This is a genomic window from Marmoricola endophyticus (genome assembly GCF_014644415.1).
In the GTDB taxonomy this organism is placed as follows: domain Bacteria; phylum Actinomycetota; class Actinomycetes; order Propionibacteriales; family Nocardioidaceae; genus Marmoricola; species Marmoricola endophyticus.
Map to the genome: position 1 here is coordinate 3214888 of NZ_BMKQ01000001.1, position 14564 is coordinate 3229451.

General features: G+C 72.9%; 17 protein-coding genes. 8 read left to right on the forward strand and 9 right to left on the reverse strand.

Features of this window, described 5'->3' with window-relative positions; genetic code table 11:
- Nucleotides 1-45 precede the first annotated feature (45 nt).
- Nucleotides 46-522 (forward strand): SRPBCC family protein, encoded by a 477-nt coding sequence (locus IEX42_RS15780; RefSeq protein WP_188780636.1) that lies wholly within the window; start codon nt 46-48, stop codon nt 520-522.
- Nucleotides 523-533: 11 nt separating this feature from the next.
- On the opposite strand, the gene IEX42_RS15785 is transcribed toward IEX42_RS15780, so the two are convergent.
- The gene (locus tag IEX42_RS15785) at nt 534-1004 is read right to left on the reverse strand and encodes a GNAT family N-acetyltransferase (protein WP_229660914.1); all 471 of its coding nucleotides are present in this window, start codon (nt 1002-1004) and stop codon (nt 534-536) included.
- 23 nt (nt 1005-1027) lie between these two features.
- Nucleotides 1028-1222, reverse strand: a complete 195-nt coding sequence (locus IEX42_RS15790; protein ID WP_188780637.1) for a DUF3046 domain-containing protein — start codon at nt 1220-1222, stop codon at nt 1028-1030.
- Between the two features lie 133 nt (nt 1223-1355).
- Here IEX42_RS15790 and IEX42_RS15795 point away from each other — a divergent pair, with 133 nt between their 5' ends.
- The 3 genes from IEX42_RS15795 to IEX42_RS15805 all read left to right on the forward strand — a co-directional run bounded on the left by IEX42_RS15795 (nt 1356) and on the right by IEX42_RS15805 (nt 5388).
- The gene (locus IEX42_RS15795; RefSeq protein ID WP_188780638.1) at nt 1356-3200 is read left to right on the forward strand and encodes a bifunctional metallophosphatase/5'-nucleotidase; all 1845 of its coding nucleotides are present in this window, start codon (nt 1356-1358) and stop codon (nt 3198-3200) included.
- 306 nt (nt 3201-3506) lie between these two features.
- Complete coding sequence (recA, locus tag IEX42_RS15800) at nt 3507-4553, forward strand: recombinase RecA (RefSeq protein WP_188781187.1); 1047 nt, start codon at nt 3507-3509, stop codon at nt 4551-4553.
- A gap of 292 nt (nt 4554-4845) precedes the next feature.
- Entirely contained in the window at nt 4846-5388 is a 543-nt protein-coding gene (locus IEX42_RS15805) for a regulatory protein RecX (RefSeq protein WP_188780639.1), read from the forward strand.
- 8 nt (nt 5389-5396) lie between these two features.
- On the opposite strand, the gene IEX42_RS15810 is transcribed toward IEX42_RS15805, so the two are convergent.
- The gene (locus tag IEX42_RS15810; protein WP_188780640.1) at nt 5397-6527 is read right to left on the reverse strand and encodes a glycoside hydrolase family 3 N-terminal domain-containing protein; all 1131 of its coding nucleotides are present in this window, start codon (nt 6525-6527) and stop codon (nt 5397-5399) included.
- Nucleotides 6528-6582: 55 nt separating this feature from the next.
- Nucleotides 6583-8280: an alkaline phosphatase D family protein gene (locus IEX42_RS15815; protein ID WP_188780641.1), complete on the reverse strand. Its 1698-nt coding sequence runs from the start codon at nt 8278-8280 to the stop codon at nt 6583-6585.
- 248 nt (nt 8281-8528) lie between these two features.
- On the opposite strand from IEX42_RS15815, the gene IEX42_RS15820 reads away from it, so the two are divergent.
- From IEX42_RS15820 to miaB, 3 genes are read left to right on the forward strand one after another with little or no spacing between them, the layout of a single operon-like run.
- A complete protein-coding gene (locus tag IEX42_RS15820; RefSeq protein WP_188780642.1) occupies nt 8529-8993 on the forward strand; it encodes a hotdog fold domain-containing protein in 465 nt (154 codons plus the stop codon).
- A 47-nt stretch (nt 8994-9040) separates the two neighbouring features.
- The gene (locus IEX42_RS15825) at nt 9041-9178 is read left to right on the forward strand and encodes a hypothetical protein (RefSeq protein WP_188780643.1); all 138 of its coding nucleotides are present in this window, start codon (nt 9041-9043) and stop codon (nt 9176-9178) included.
- A gap of 46 nt (nt 9179-9224) precedes the next feature.
- Nucleotides 9225-10721 carry a tRNA (N6-isopentenyl adenosine(37)-C2)-methylthiotransferase MiaB gene (gene miaB / locus IEX42_RS15830; RefSeq protein ID WP_188780644.1) on the forward strand — a complete coding sequence of 499 codons (1497 nt, stop codon included), beginning with the start codon at nt 9225-9227 and terminating at the stop codon, nt 10719-10721.
- Nucleotides 10722-10728: 7 nt separating this feature from the next.
- On the opposite strand, the gene IEX42_RS15835 is transcribed toward miaB, so the two are convergent.
- The 3 genes from IEX42_RS15835 to IEX42_RS15840 all read right to left on the reverse strand — a co-directional run bounded on the left by IEX42_RS15835 (nt 10729) and on the right by IEX42_RS15840 (nt 11429).
- Nucleotides 10729-10983 carry a hypothetical protein gene (locus IEX42_RS15835; protein ID WP_188780645.1) on the reverse strand — a complete coding sequence of 85 codons (255 nt, stop codon included), beginning with the start codon at nt 10981-10983 and terminating at the stop codon, nt 10729-10731.
- 28 nt (nt 10984-11011) lie between these two features.
- Nucleotides 11012-11146, reverse strand: a complete 135-nt coding sequence (locus IEX42_RS18265) for a hypothetical protein (RefSeq protein WP_268236447.1) — start codon at nt 11144-11146, stop codon at nt 11012-11014.
- A gap of 97 nt (nt 11147-11243) precedes the next feature.
- Nucleotides 11244-11429: an antitoxin gene (locus IEX42_RS15840; RefSeq protein WP_188780646.1), complete on the reverse strand. Its 186-nt coding sequence runs from the start codon at nt 11427-11429 to the stop codon at nt 11244-11246.
- Nucleotides 11430-11517: 88 nt separating this feature from the next.
- Here IEX42_RS15840 and miaA point away from each other — a divergent pair, with 88 nt between their 5' ends.
- Nucleotides 11518-12474: a tRNA (adenosine(37)-N6)-dimethylallyltransferase MiaA gene (gene miaA / locus IEX42_RS15845; protein WP_188780647.1), complete on the forward strand. Its 957-nt coding sequence runs from the start codon at nt 11518-11520 to the stop codon at nt 12472-12474.
- Here miaA and IEX42_RS15850 read toward each other — a convergent pair.
- On the reverse strand, nt 12434-13897 hold the full coding sequence (locus tag IEX42_RS15850) for a DUF6297 family protein (protein ID WP_188780648.1): 1464 nt from the start codon (nt 13895-13897) through the stop codon (nt 12434-12436). The two genes, miaA and IEX42_RS15850, sit on opposite strands and share 41 nt — an antisense overlap.
- The gene (gene ccmA / locus IEX42_RS15855; RefSeq protein ID WP_373286194.1) at nt 13894-14526 is read right to left on the reverse strand and encodes a heme ABC exporter ATP-binding protein CcmA; all 633 of its coding nucleotides are present in this window, start codon (nt 14524-14526) and stop codon (nt 13894-13896) included. The genes IEX42_RS15850 and ccmA overlap by 4 nt, the downstream gene beginning before the upstream one ends.
- Nucleotides 14527-14564 lie beyond the last annotated feature (38 nt).

Sequence of the window (14564 nt, forward strand, 5' to 3'; positions counted from 1 at the left end):
TAGGTTCACCCCAGGGGGTCCCGGGATCGCTGGTTGGATCGGCCCATGACCTGGTTCGAGCAGAAGATCACCTCCACCGCGACGGTCGAGGCGACCCGCGACGCCGTGTGGGAGGCGCTGACCGACCCCGACCTGCTGGCCAAGCTGACGCCGTTCCTCAAGCAGATCACCGCGGACGGTGACACCTGGGTGTGGACGATGAGCTCGGTCAGCATCCTGGGCAAGGACCTGGCGCCGACGTTCACCGAGGCGATGTCGTTCACGGAGAAGACCCGCATCGGGTTCACCCACGCCCCGCCCGAGGGCGAGAAGGAGTGGGCGGGCGTCGAGGGCGTCTACACCCTCGGCGACGCGGGCGAGGGCACCACCGATCTCGGGATCGAGCTCGGGGTGAGCGTCGACCTGCCGTTCCCGAAGGCCACCGGTCCGGCGGTCCGCAAGGCCCTCGAGGGGGTCCTCGCCGGGATGGGGAGGAAGTTCTCCGCCAACCTGCTCGACCACCTCGGCGCCCGGGAGGCCTGAGCGCCCTCGGCTCACAGCATCAGCTGCAGCACCGCCACGTCGACGACCCGACCCAGCTTGTGGCCGACCTCGCGCAGCACCCCGACGCGCTCGAAGCCGGCCCGCTCGTGCAGCCGGACGCTCGCCTCGTTGGGCAGCGCGACCATCGCCAGCGCGGTGTGGAAGCCGCCGTCCCGCAGCCGGGGGAGCAGGGCGTCGTACAGCGCGGTGCCGAGGCCACGGCCCTGGCCCACGGCGGCGAGGTAGACCGAGGTCTCACGCGTCCGGTCGTACGCCGGCCGTGCCCGGTACGGGCTCGCGTACGCCACCCCCAGCACGGTCCCGTCCTCCTCGGCCACGAGCATCGGCTCCGGGCCGGTGATCTTGGCCCGCCACTCCTCGGCGTCGACGGCGCGGGTCTCGAACGTCGCGACGCCGGTGTCCACCTCGTGCTGGTAGATCGCCACGACCGCCTCCAGGTCGTCGGGCACGGCGTCTCTCACCAGGACCGTCCCGGACACCCCGCTCACCGCTCGCGGTCGGGCAGCTCGAGCCGGTCCCAGACCGCCCGCCAGACCCGCTTGGGGTCGACGCCCGCGTCCAGGGCCTGGCTGACGGTGCGCCCCTCCAGGCCGGGGAGCACCTGCTGGCTCGCCCAGACCCGGGAGTACGACGAGCCCAGCGCGGCGTCCATCCGGTCCCAGAACTCGGTGTGCCTCACCCGGCCAGTGTGCACGCCGAGCGACCGGCACCCGACGTTCGCCCGACTGCAACCCTTCCGTGACCTCCGGCGGGGGTACGGCGCCCTAGGGTGCGACTCATCCGTCCCGCCCGGCCCCCGCAGGAGACCCCCGATGCACGCTCGCAGGACCCGCCTGACCACTGCTGCCGCGCTCGGCGCGAGCGCCCTGCTGCTGGCCGCGACCGGCGCACCCTCGCTGGCCAGCGGGCAGGAGCCCGCGCCCGGGGACCCCGGGCGCTACGAGCAGCTGCAGATGCTCTCGTTCAACGACTTCCACGGCAACCTGCAGGCGCCGAGCGGCTCCTCCGGGCGCACGGTGGTCGACCACCGGATCGACCCCGCCACCGGTCAGCCGGTCGACGTGACCCAGGACTCCGGCGGCGTCGAGTACCTCGCCACCCACCTCAAGCAGGCGCGCAAGGGCCACCAGGGTCGTACGGTCACCGTCGCGGCCGGCGACATCGTCGGTGCCAGCCCGCTGCTCTCGGCGGCCTTCCACGACGAGCCGACCGTCGACGCGATGAACAAGCTGGGCCTGGACGTCACCTCGGTCGGCAACCACGAGTTCGACGAGGGCTACAAGGAGATCCAGCGTCTGGCGAACGGCGGCTGCCTGCCCGACGGCGACGGCGCGAACAACCAGAACTCCTGCCCGGACGGGAAGTTCCGGGGTGCGGACTACGACATCCTCGCGGCCAACGTGAAGTACGCCGGCACCCAGCGCACGATCCTGCCGGCGTACGCGGTGAAGAAGGTCGGCGACGCCCGTATCGGCTTCATCGGCATGACGCTGAAGGGCACCCCCGACATCGTCACCGCGGCCGGTGTGCAGGGCCTGCGGTTCACCGACGAGGTGACCACGGCCAACGCGGTCGCCCGGAAGCTGGTCAAGAAGGGCGTCAGCTCGATCGTCGTGCTGATCCACCAGGGCGGCGTGCCGACCACGCAGACCTACACCGACCCGGCGACGGGCAAGACCTCCCAGGTCAACCCGACGTACGACGCCGCCTGCGGCAAGGGCGCCTCGCTCGACCCGGCCGCCTCGCCGATCCTCGACATCTCGAAGCGCTTGGACCCCTCGATCGACATGGTGGTCTCCGGGCACACCCACCAGCCGTACGTCTGCGACGTCCCCGACCCCGCCGGGAACCCGCGGATGGTGACCTCGGCCAGCTCGTTCGGGCGCCTGTTCACCGACACCGAGCTGACCTACGACCGGCAGACCCGCGACATCGTGCGGACCTCGGTGCACGCCACCAACCAGGTGGTCACCCGCGACGTGCGCAAGGACCCGGCGCAGACCAGCCTGATCGAGCGGTTCACCGCGCTGGTGCGCCCGATCGCGGCGAAGGTGCTCGGCACCATCTCGACCGACGTCAACCGCACCCCGAACGCCGCCGGCGAGACCGCGCTGGGCGACCTGATCGCCGACGCTCAGCTGGCCGACCCGTCCGTGGTGACCGGCGGCAAGACGCCGGTCGTCGCGTTCATGAACCCCGGCGGCGTCCGCGCCGACCTGACGTACGCCAACAGCCCGTACGGCGAGGCCCCCGGGGAGGTCACCTACGACGAGGCGTTCACGGTGCAGCCGTTCAACAACTACCTGGTCTCCCTCGACCTGACCGGTCAGCAGATCTACGACCTGCTCGCCCAGCAGGTGACCGGTGCCAACGCCGGTGCGCCGAAGGTGCTGCAGGTCTCGAAGGGCTTCGCCTACCGCCTCGGTGCGAGCGGCGCGGTGGACGGCTCGGTGACGCTGGACGGGCAGCCGGTCGACAAGGGTGCGACGTACCGGGTGGTGACCAACAACTTCCTCGCCGGTGGTGGCGACGGGTTCCCGGCGTTCACGCAGGGTCAGGACGTCTACTTCGGGGGCCTGGACATCGACGCGTTCGCGGCCTACCTGACGAGCGTCTCGCCGTACACGCCGCCGGCGCTGAACCGGATCACCCGGTAGTCCCGAGCCTCGGACCGGGGACGACGGGGCACGTCGGTGCGACACGCCGTCGGCGTACCCGATCCGAACACGCGTTCGGGTACGTTCTGGATCCACAAGGAGTCCTGACGGGCATCTCCTCCACAGTCGCGACACGCCTCGCCGGGACTGTCGGAGGTCCCGCCTAGCGTCGCTCCTGATCAGTTCCAGACCCGCCACCCCACTGGCCGCGAGACGGCCCGAACCGGACGGATGAGCACCATGGCCGCACAGACCAAGAGCGCCGCGAAGACCGCCAGCGAGCGTCCCGCGAGCACCGACCCGAAGATGCAGGCGATCGACGCAGCGGTCGCCAACGTCGAGAAGCAGTACGGCAAGGGCGCAGTGATGCGCCTGGGCGACGAGACCCGTGCGCCGCTGGAGGTCATCCCCACCGGGGCGATCTCCCTCGACATCGCCCTCGGCCTGGGCGGCCTGCCGCGCGGTCGCGTCGTGGAGATCTACGGCCCGGAGTCCTCCGGCAAGACGACGGTCGCCCTGCACGCGGTGGCCAACGCCCAGCGCGCCGGCGGCATCGTCGCCTTCATCGACGCCGAGCACGCGCTCGACCCGGAGTACGCCCAGAAGCTCGGCGTCGACACCGACGCCCTGCTGGTCTCCCAGCCCGACTCCGGTGAGCAGGCGCTGGAGATCGCCGACATGCTGATCCGTTCCGGCGCGCTGGACCTGATCGTGGTCGACTCCGTCGCGGCGCTGGTGCCCCGCGCCGAGATCGAGGGCGAGATGGGCGACAGCCACGTCGGCCTGCAGGCCCGGCTGATGAGCCAGGCGCTGCGCAAGATGACCGGTGCGCTGAACAACTCCAAGACCACCGCGATCTTCATCAACCAGCTGCGCGAGAAGATCGGCGTCATGTTCGGCTCGCCCGAGACGACCACGGGCGGCAAGGCCCTGAAGTTCTACGCCTCCGTGCGCCTGGACGTGCGCCGCATCGAGACCCTCAAGGACGGTGGCGAGCCGGTCGGCAACCGCACGCGGTGCAAGGTCGTGAAGAACAAGGTCGCCCCGCCGTTCAAGCAGGCCGAGTTCGACATCATGTACGGCCAGGGCATCTCCCGCGAGGGTGGGCTGATCGACGTCGGCGTCGAGGCGGGCCTGGTCCGCAAGTCCGGCGCTTGGTACACCTACGAGGGCGACCAGCTCGGCCAGGGCAAGGAGAACTCCCGCGGGTTCCTGCGCGACAACCCCGACCTGGCCAACGAGATCGAGAAGCGGATCCTGGAGAAGCTCGGCGTCGGCCCGAAGGTCGACGAGCCCGCCGAGGACTTCAAGGCGGACGTCCCCGGCATGGACCCCGACGGCATCGACTTCTGAGCCCCGTTCGCAGCGAGCGTGGTCGCCGCTCTGCCTGGGCTGCGGGGGTCTCGACGTCCCTTCGACGCGACGACCTCGTTCCTCAGTCGTCTGCTCAGGACACCGCCCCGCTCGCAGGGCTCGCACCGGCTCGACCACCGACAGGTGGTCGAGCCGTGAGGAGCGCTAGCGACGAGCGACGTCGAGACCCGGCGAGACGAGAGGCGCGCGGGACCACCGAAGGTCGAGCAGCGAGCGAGCGCCAGCGAGTGAGTGGTCGTCGAGACCGGCGACCGCGAGCCGAGAGGAAACCGTGACCCGACGCACCCAGCGACCACCCGCCGACGCGGACGACCTCGGCCCCGAGCCGGACCCGGAGTCGGTGGCGCGCACGATCCTGCTCGACCAGCTCACCGCGCAGGCGAAGAGCCGGCACGACCTGGCGGCCAAGCTCGCCCAGCGCGAGGTGCCGGCCGACGTGGCGACGAAGCTGCTCGACCGGTTCGAGCAGGTCGGGCTCATCGACGACGAGGCGTTCGCCCGCTCCTGGGTCGAGCAGCGCCACCGTGGCAAGGGGCTCGCCCGGCGTGCCCTGGCCCACGAGCTGCGCCGCAAGGGCATCGACGACGAGGTGGCCGCCGAGGCGCTCGAGGAGGTCGACACCGACGACGAGGTCGAGGCGGCCCGTCAGCTGGTGCGCAAGAAGCTCCGGTCGGTGCAGGGGCTCGACGAGCAGAAGGCGGTGCGACGGCTGGTGGGCATGCTGGCCCGCAAGGGGCACTCGTCAGGCATCGCGTTCCGGGTGGTCCGTGAGGAGCTCGGAGCCGATCTGCGCGACCCCGAGCACGACACCTGAGCGTCGCCTCAGGGCAGTCGTCGCCGCATCGCGGCGACGCGCAGCAGCGCTGCGTACCACTGCGGCGTGAGCCGCCGCTGTGAGGCGGTCAGCGCGTCCACGACGGCGCGGCCCTGCTCGACGTCGCGGCCGGACGCCAGCAGCATGTCCATCCCCGCCTCGGCGGCGAGGACGGCACGCTGGCCGTCGTCGCCGTACGCCGAGAGCGAGCCGGCCTCCAGCGCGTCGGTGATGGTGACCCCGCCGAACCGCAGCCGGCCGCGCAGCTCGCCACGCAGCCACCTCGACGACAGCCCGGCCGGGCGATCGGCGTCCAGCGCGGGGTAGATCGCCCACGACCCCATCACCAGCTCCGCACCGCTGCGGACGACCTCGCCGAACGGTGCCTCGTCGACGCGGCGAAGCTCGGCGAGCGGGACGTCGAGGCGTACCGGCGTCAGGTCCGTGTTGGCACCGGCAGGTGCGGCGCCCAGCCCGGGGAAGTGCTTGAGCGTCGAGGCGACGCCGGTCCGGCGCTGCGCGGCGGCGAAGGCGGCCCCGCACGTCGCCACCACGCGCGGGTCGCGGGAGAACGACCGCCCGAACTGGTCGTCGAAGTTGCCGGGCTCCCGGAAGACGTCGAGCACGGGGGCGAGGTTGAGGTTCATCCCGACCGAGCGCAGGTTGCGGCCGGCGCCGTCGCCGGCGATCCGTGCCGCGGTCGCGGGGTCCGGGGAGGCGCCGACCTGCTTGGCGGACGGCTCGGGCGCACCGGGGAGGCGACGGACGGTGCCGCCCTCCTGGTCGGTCGTCAGCACGAGGGGGAGCCCTCGAGCGGGACCGGAGGCGTGAGCGGCGCGGAGCCGGCGGCACGCCTCGGCGACGGTCGGCTTGTCCGGGATGTTCTCGCCGAAGAAGATCACCCCGCCGACCTCGCCGCGGGTGGCCGCGTCGAGCAGCGCCTGCGGGACGCTGGCGCCCGGGTACGACCAGATCACCCGCTGTCCGGCCTGCTGTCGCGCGGTCAGGTGCGTGAGCGAGGCGACGGAGGTCGCCTCGGCACCCTCGCGCGCCGCGCCCGTACGAGCGACGACGCCGGCCGCGCCGAGGGTGCCGATACCGCTGAGGAGCGTGGTCCGCCGAGTCAGGCCCGAGTCCATGCCCCTCACGGTGACGAAGCGGAGCGCCCGGGTCAACCTGCCACCCCGGGGTCCGTCAGACCGTGCCGGCCTGCCCGATCGTGTCCTTGATGATCTGGGCGTCGCTGCGCGGCGTGGCGGCCCGCATCGGGCTGGGCACCGGCGTGCTCGAGACCTGCTGGAGCCCGGGGGAGCGGTCCTCGATGGCGTACGTCGCCCGGGTGAGGACCGGCTGGTCCTTGACCGAGACCTTCGGCACGACCCGGTAGTCCGCACTCATCGAGTCGGGCGTGATCAGGGTGTTGACGTAGCCGCGCAGGTTGGTCCAGAACCGCAGGTTCGGGTTCTGGGGGAACCACGGGTGCTCGCCGGTGGGGGAGTCGTACCCGTCGCCACCGCTGGTGATCGAGGACGTGACCAGCTCCGAGCCGACCGTGCGCGGGTTGTCGGCGGCGTAGTCGTCGTACAGGTCGGAGCCCCAGTGCGCGTGCACGTCGCCGGTCAGGACGACGGGGTTGCGCACGCCGGCGTCGACGAAGCCCCTGGTGATCCGGTCGCGGGAGCCGACGTAGCCGTCCCAGGCGTCCATCGAGGTCACGGTCACCGGTCCGGCGTCGGAGTCGCGCTGGGCGAAGAACACCTGCTGGCTGATCAGGTCCCAGCGCGCGGAGGACTCGCGGAAGCCGTCGAGCAGCCACTTCTCCTGGGTGTCGCCGGTGATCGAGCGCTTGGGGTCGTACGCCGCCGGGCAGGCGTCGTAGCCGTCGTCGCAGGCCTGGTCGTCGCGGAACTGGCGGGTGTCGAGCACGTGGAAGGTGGCCAGTCGACCCCAGTGGCGGCGGCGGTAGGCCTGGATGTGCGGACCGTTGGGCACGGAGGTGCGCCGCAGCGGCTGGTTCTCGTAGTACGCCCGGAACGCGTCGCGACGCCGCTGCCGGAACCCCGCCTGGTCCTCGGGGTGCTCGGGGGTGAAGCCCGCCCAGTTGTTGTCGACCTCGTGGTCGTCGAAGACCGCGAGCCACGGGGCGACCGCGTGGGCGGCGCGGAGGTCGGGGTCGGTGCGGTACTGCGCGTAGCGCTGGCGGTAGCCGGCCAGCGTGGTGGTCTCCGGTCCCGCGTGGTCGCGGACGTTCCCGGAGTCGGCGACGTAGGCGTTGGCCGTGTACTCGTACTGGTAGTCGCCCAGGTGCAGGATCAGGTCGGGCCGGTCCTCGGCCAGCCCGCGGTAGGCGGTGAACCAGCCGTGCTCGAACTGCGAGCAGGACACGAACGACATCGCCAGCGCGGTCGGCATCTTGTTCAGCGAGGGCGCCGAGAGCGAGCGCCCGGTCTCGGAGACGTAGCCCGCCGCACGGAAGCGGTACCAGTACTCGCGGCCGGGGCCGAGGCCGGTCACCTCGACGTGCACGGCGTGGGCCGACTCCGGTCCGGCGCTCACGGTCCCACGGCGTACGACGCGCCGGAACCGGTCGTCGGTCGCGACCTCCCACTCGACGTCGTACCGCTGCGAGGGCATGCCGCCACGCCCGTTCGCGGCCAGCGGCCTGATCGCCAGGCGGGTCCAGATCACGAAGCCGTCGGGCTCGGGGTCGCCGCTGGCGACCCCCAGGGTGAACGGTGTCTGCGGCAGTGGAGAGGTGGCGGCCGAGGGGCGCAGGTCCGCCGGTGCGGCGCTGGTGCCGAGGACGCTGACGGCGCCGGCGGCCGCGACGACGCCGGCTCCGCGCAGGACGGTACGACGGGTGCTGGACAGCTGGGGTTCCCGAGAGGTCATGGCGCTCACGCTGGGACACGAGGGTTCGCGGGGAGTGGACGCCGTACGGACGGCAGGTGAACGGCACTCAGCCAGTTCCCGCACGCGGTGGTCTCGACGTCCCTTCGACAGGCTCAGGACACCGCCTCGCCGCGCTCGGTTCGGGCTCGACCACCTCGGGTGTGGGGTGGTCGAGCAGCGAGCGCGTCGAGACCCGCCGCGTACGAGCGGCTCCACAGACGTGGTTACTCGCAGGTAACCTCGCTCGCATGAGCAGGGTCCTCTCGCTGTACAACCGGCTCGCGCCACTCCCGCTCGGCAAGCGGCTGTTCTCCGCCGGCTTCGCGCTGAAGGCGCCGTACTTCGCCTCCGTGCGCCCGCGCTTCACGGTCGTCGAGCCGAACCACGTCGAGCTTGTCGTGCCGAACTGGATCGGCGTGCACAACCACATCGGCACCGTGCACGCGATCGCGCTGTGCAACGGGCTCGAGGCGGCGATGGGTGCCTTGGCCGAGTCGTCGATCCCCGCCGACAAGCGCTGGATCCCGAAGGGGATGGAGGTCTCCTACACGGCGAAGGCGACCAGCGCGATCACCTGCATCGCCGAGACCGACCAGTCCCAGTGGGACGGCGAGGACCCCGACGTCGGGGTCCGCGTGCGCGGCGAGCGCACCGACGGCACGGTGGTCGTCGAGGGCGTCATCCGGCTGTGGGTCACCCCGCGGAAACCGTGACCCGATAGGTTCGTACGGGCAACGACGTCCACCGCTGAGGAGAAGTCGTGACCGCACCGCCGATCGAGCCCGCCCCCGTGCCCGACCCGCTGGCTCCCGTACCCGAGCCGCGACCGGTCCCGAGCCCGGGACCCGAGCCGGTCGGACCGGAGCCGACACCGGCCCCGCAGCCCGTCGGTCCCTGAGCGGAGCGAGTGGCCGCTCGCGCACGTCGCCTATCGTTGTCCGGCGATGAGCGCCCCCACCACCGAGCAGACCGCCGAGCAGGCCGCAGGGCCGCGCACGTACGAGGTGCGCACCTACGGCTGCCAGATGAACGTCCACGACTCCGAGCGGCTGACCGGGCTGCTGGAGGACGCAGGCTACGTCGCCGCGCCGGCCGACGAGACCGCCGACGTCGTCGTGTTCAACACCTGCGCGGTGCGGGAGAACGCCGACAACCGGCTCTACGGCAACCTCGGGCACCTCGCGCCGGTCAAGGCCGAGCGGCCGGGCATGCAGATCGCGGTCGGCGGCTGCCTGGCCCAGAAGGACCGCGGGGAGATCACCCGTCGCGCGCCGTGGGTCGACGTCGTCTTCGGCACCCACAACATCGGCTCGCTGCCGGTCCTCCTCGAGCGGGCCCGGGTCGCCGAGGAGGCCCAGGTCGAGATCGAGGAGTCGCTCGAGGTTTTTCCGAGCACGCTCCCCACGAAGCGGGAGTCGGCGTACGCCGCCTGGGTCTCGGTCTCGGTCGGGTGCAACAACACCTGCACGTTCTGCATCGTCCCCGCGCTGCGCGGCAAGGAGAAGGACCGTCGCCCCGGCGACGTCCTCGCCGAGATCGAGGCCCTCGTGGCCGAAGGCGTCAGCGAGGTGACGCTCCTCGGGCAGAACGTGAACACCTACGGCGTCGAGTTCGGCGACCGGCTCGCCTTCGGCAAGCTGCTGCGGGCCTGCGGTGAGATCGACGGGCTCGAGCGGGTGCGCTTCACCTCTCCGCACCCGTCCTCGTTCACCGACGACGTGATCGAGGCGATGGCGCAGACCCCGAACGTCATGCCGCAGCTGCACATGCCGCTGCAGTCCGGGTCGGACGCCGTGCTCCGGGCGATGCGCCGGTCCTACCGCCAGGACCGGTTCCTCGGGATCATCGACCGGGTGCGCGCCGCGATGCCGGACGCCGCGATCACCACCGACATCATCGTCGGCTTCCCGGGCGAGACCGAGGCCGACTTCGAGCAGACCCTGCACGTGGTCGAGCAGGCCCGGTTCGCCAGCGCGTTCACGTTCCAGTACTCCAAGCGCCCTGGCACGCCCGCCGCGGACCTGCCGGACCAGATCGACCCGGCACTCGTGCAGGACAGGTACGAGCGCCTGGTCGAGGCGGTCAACCGGATCGCCTGGGAGGAGAACCAGCGCCAGCTCGGCCGCCGCGTGGAGCTCCTGGTCGCCGAGGGCGAGGGCCGCAAGGACCAGACCACCCACCGGCTCTCCGGCCGGGCGCCGGACAACCGGCTGGTGCACTTCACGCCGGTCGACGAGGCGGGCGCGACGGTCGACGTACGACCCGGCGACCTGGTCGAGACGACCGTGACGTACGCCGCGCCGCACCACCTGGTGGCCGACGGGGCGGTCCGGGTGCGGCGTACCCGGTCCGGCGACGCGTGGGAGCTGCGCAACACGGCGCCCACCGCGCCGGACACCCGCGTCTCGCTGGGGCTGCCGACGGTCGGGCTCCCGGCCTAGCCGGACCTCAGTCGGCGGGCTCCTCGTCACCCGAGGGGGCGTCCTCGCCGTCGCCGGCCGCCTCCGGGACCTCGTTGTCCGGCTCGTCGATCTCGTCGGGGACCTTGTCCTCCTCGACCTGGGCCGAGCGCGGCGGGTCGGGGACCGTCGACTCCTCGCCGGCGTCCTCCCAGTCGGGGACCGCGTCGGGTCCGCCGGGGCCCACGGGCGGGGCGGCGTCGGTGGTGGGCTCGGGCTGGTCGCCGGGGTGCTGGGCGGTCATCTGCGTCTCCTCGGTGCGGTGGAGTCGGTCAGCCGGTCGGGTTCTGCGGGTCGGTCGGACCGCCCTCGTCGGCCACGCCCTCGGGGTCCTCGCCGGGCCGTGGGGCGGACTGCTGCTCGTCGGGGTGCTCGTCGGGCCGGTCCTCGTCCTGGGGGTGGCTCATGCGTCGGGGGTACCCGCGCCTGGTCCAGGCATGCCACGAGGGGCCCCGCACGGGCAGACTGCGCGGTGGCCCCTCGCGGAAGTGCGGTGAAGGCGGGTCAGGCCTTCTTCTCGCCGCCGGCCTTGTCGGCCTGGTCCTTGACGAAGTCGGAGGCCTTGTCGATCTTGTCCGAGTACTTCCCACCGGTCTTCTCGTCAGCGAAGTCCGCCGCCTTGTCGACCGCGTCGCTGACCTTGTCGGCGTTCTCCTGGGCGAAGTCCTTGGCCTTGTCGAAGATTCCCATGACACATCCTTGAGGGTGGGGAGCGAGCGGATCTCCAGCCTGCCAACCGTGGACGCCACGGGCAAGGGGCGACCGGCGAGTTGGCAGGATGGCGCCCGTGTCGTCACCGTCCGTCCCCCCGGTCGTCGCCGTCGTCGGCGCGACCGCGGCCGGCAAGAGCGAGCTCGCCCTGGACCTCGCGGGGCGCCTGGGCGGCGAGGTCGTCAACACCGACTCGATGCAGGTCTACCGCGCGATGGACATCGGCACCGCGAAGCTGCCGGTCGCGCAGCGGCGCGGGATCCCGCACCACCTGCTGGACACGATGGACGTCGGCGAGGACGCCAGCGTCGCGGTCTTCCAGCGGCAGGCGCGCGCCGTCGTGGCCGACGTACGGCGCCGCGGCGCCGTCCCGGTGCTGGTCGGCGGGTCCGCGCTGTACACCCGTGCCGTCGTGGACCGGCTGGACTTCCCCGGCACCGACCCGGCCGTCCGGGCGCGGCTGGAGGACCAGCTCGCGCAGGTGGGGGCCACCGCCATGCACGACCGGCTGCGCTCGGTCGACCCGGCCGCGGCCGAGGCGATCGAGCCGTCGAACGGTCGTCGTACCGTCCGGGCGCTGGAGGTGGTCGAGCTCACCGGCCGTCCGTTCGCCGCCCGGCTCCCCGAGCCCGCGTACCTCGACCCGTCCACCGTCCAGATCGGTGTCGACATCGACCGGGCCACGCTCGACGCACGCATCGAGCGACGGGTGGGAGCGATGTGGGAGGCCGGCCTGGTCGAGGAGGTACGAGGTCTCGGCGCGCCGTTGCGGGAGAGTCGGACGGCGAGCCGCGCACTGGGCTACGCACAGGTGCTCTCGTACCTGGCAGGGGAGTGCACCGAGGCGGAGGCGATCGAGCGGACCGTCGTCGGCACCCGGCGCTTCGCGCGCCGCCAGGACGCCTGGTTCCGCAAGGACCCGCGCGTCGTCTGGGTGCGCTACGACGACGGGGAGCGGGTGGAGCGGGCGGTCGAGGCGGTTGCTACTTCCGTGAGAGGAGGTAGCTCAGCACCCCCGCGCTGAGCGCCACCGAGAGCAGCGCGCCCGTGGCTTCCGGGAGGAGCAGCAGCGGCAGGACGCCGAGCACGGCGATGTCGAAGCCGCGGAACGCGCTGGCGTAGAGGTTCGTCGGCACCGCCCCGGCCGGGCTGGAGACCAGCGGCCGGCCGTAGTCCGGCGGGCGGCCGGTCACCCAGCGTGCCGCTCCGGCCAGCGCCGCGGCGGCGACCCCGACGCCGGCCAGGACGCTGTCGCCCCACGGCTCGCCCAGCGCGGTGTGCAGCGCCGGCACCGAGGCCAGGCCCCACACCAGCAGCAGGGCGCCGGGGACGACCACCGTCGCACCACGTGCGGTCGAGACCGGGAACGGCAGCATCCGTACGAGCGCCGGCGTACGGGTCAGGACGCGGAGCGCGGAGAGCATCGGCAGGCCGGCGAGGAAGCCGACGACGGCGGCGACCAGCACGGTCAGCCGTCCCGCGCCGACGGTGGCCACGGCGTACGCCACGACGGCGCTCGCCAGCAGCACGACCGGCCGGGACGGTGCCCGGCGCAGGCGGACCACGTCCGGCCAGACCAGTGCGGCCACGCCGCCGGGACCGCCGCGCGCCGGTCGTACGGACTCCACGGCCCGCCAGCGGTGCTCGATGACCAGGTCGTGCACGAGGGCGAGGTCCAGCGAGGCCAGCGCGCCGGAGACGCCCGGCGCCAGCGACCCGCCGGCGGTGGCCTGCCGGTGGCGTACTCCGGCCAGGCCACGCAGCGCGAGGCCCAGCAGCCCGGCGGCGAGCACCGCCAGCACCGCGACCAGCGGCCACCACAGAGCCGTCGGGAGGAAGCGGGTCGGGGCCCGTCCGGTCGCCAGGGCGAGGAGGAGCAGCCAGAGGACGATCCCGACGGCGGCGGCGACGAGCCCGCCGCCGCGACCCTCGCGCTCCTGTGACACCGCCGCTCCGGCGACCCCGAGGATCGCCAGGACGGTGGCGCCGAGGGTCAGCGCCGCCACCGCGACCGGGCTCAGCCCGCCCAGCGTCGCGGCGACCAGGGCGACGGGGGCGACGACGACCGCCGCGCCCACGGCGCCGAGCAGCCGCGGCCGCAGCACCGCCGTACGGTCGACCGGGGCGGTGAGCAGCCACGAGCCGACCGCGGGCGTCACGAAGACCGGCCCGAACAGCCGCGCCAGCGAGAGCACGGCCAGCACCGCCCCCAGCGCGACCAGCCACGGCAGCAGGTCCCGTCCCGCCGCGCAGTCACCGGCCGTGCAGCCGACGCCGAGCTCACGACGCAGGCCGACGACGGTGCTGGCCAGCATCGCCCCGACGACCACTGCGGTGAAGACACCGACGTACGCGTCGGAGAGGACCTGCCCGAGCGTGGCCGACGCCCGCCCGCGGCGCCAGTGTCGTACGTCGGCCCGCAGCTCACGGACCTGCGAAGCGCTCACGGGGCGCCCAGGTCGACGACCCGGTCCGCGACGCGCTCGACCAGCGCGGGGTGGTGGCTGGCCAGGAGGACCCCGAGCCCGTCGGCCAGCTCGCGCACCAGTCGCTCGCCGAGCCACTCGACCCCGCCGACGTCGAGCCGCTGCTCGGGCTCGTCGAGGACCAGCAGCCGGCGCGGTCGGACGAACGCGCTGGCCAGGGCGAGCCGTCGACGCTGCCCGGAGGAGAGCGTGCCGGGCAGCTGCGCCGACGCGGTGGTCAGCCCTACCTCCTCGAGCACCTCGTTCACCTGCGCCTCGGCGTCGGCGAGGCCGTGCGCCTTGGCGAACAGGTCCAGGTGCTCGACCACCGACAGGTCGGGGAAGAAGTCGAGGTCGTCCATCACCACCGCCAGTGCGGCGCGGATCTCGGCGTCGCGCTCGTCCAGTGGTCGGCCGGCGAGCTCGATCGTCCCCGCGCTCGGCTCGTCGACACCGGCCACGCAGCGCAGCAGCGTCGACTTGCCGGACCCGTTCGGGCCGACCAGCGCGACCGCCTCGCCCGGCGCGACGTCGAGGTCGAGCCCGTCGAGGACGAGGTGGTCGCCGTACGAGCGGGTCAGGCTGCGCACGGTGAGGAGGGAGTCGGGCACGCGAGCCAGCCAAGCACGCCGCCCCGACTTGGCGACCC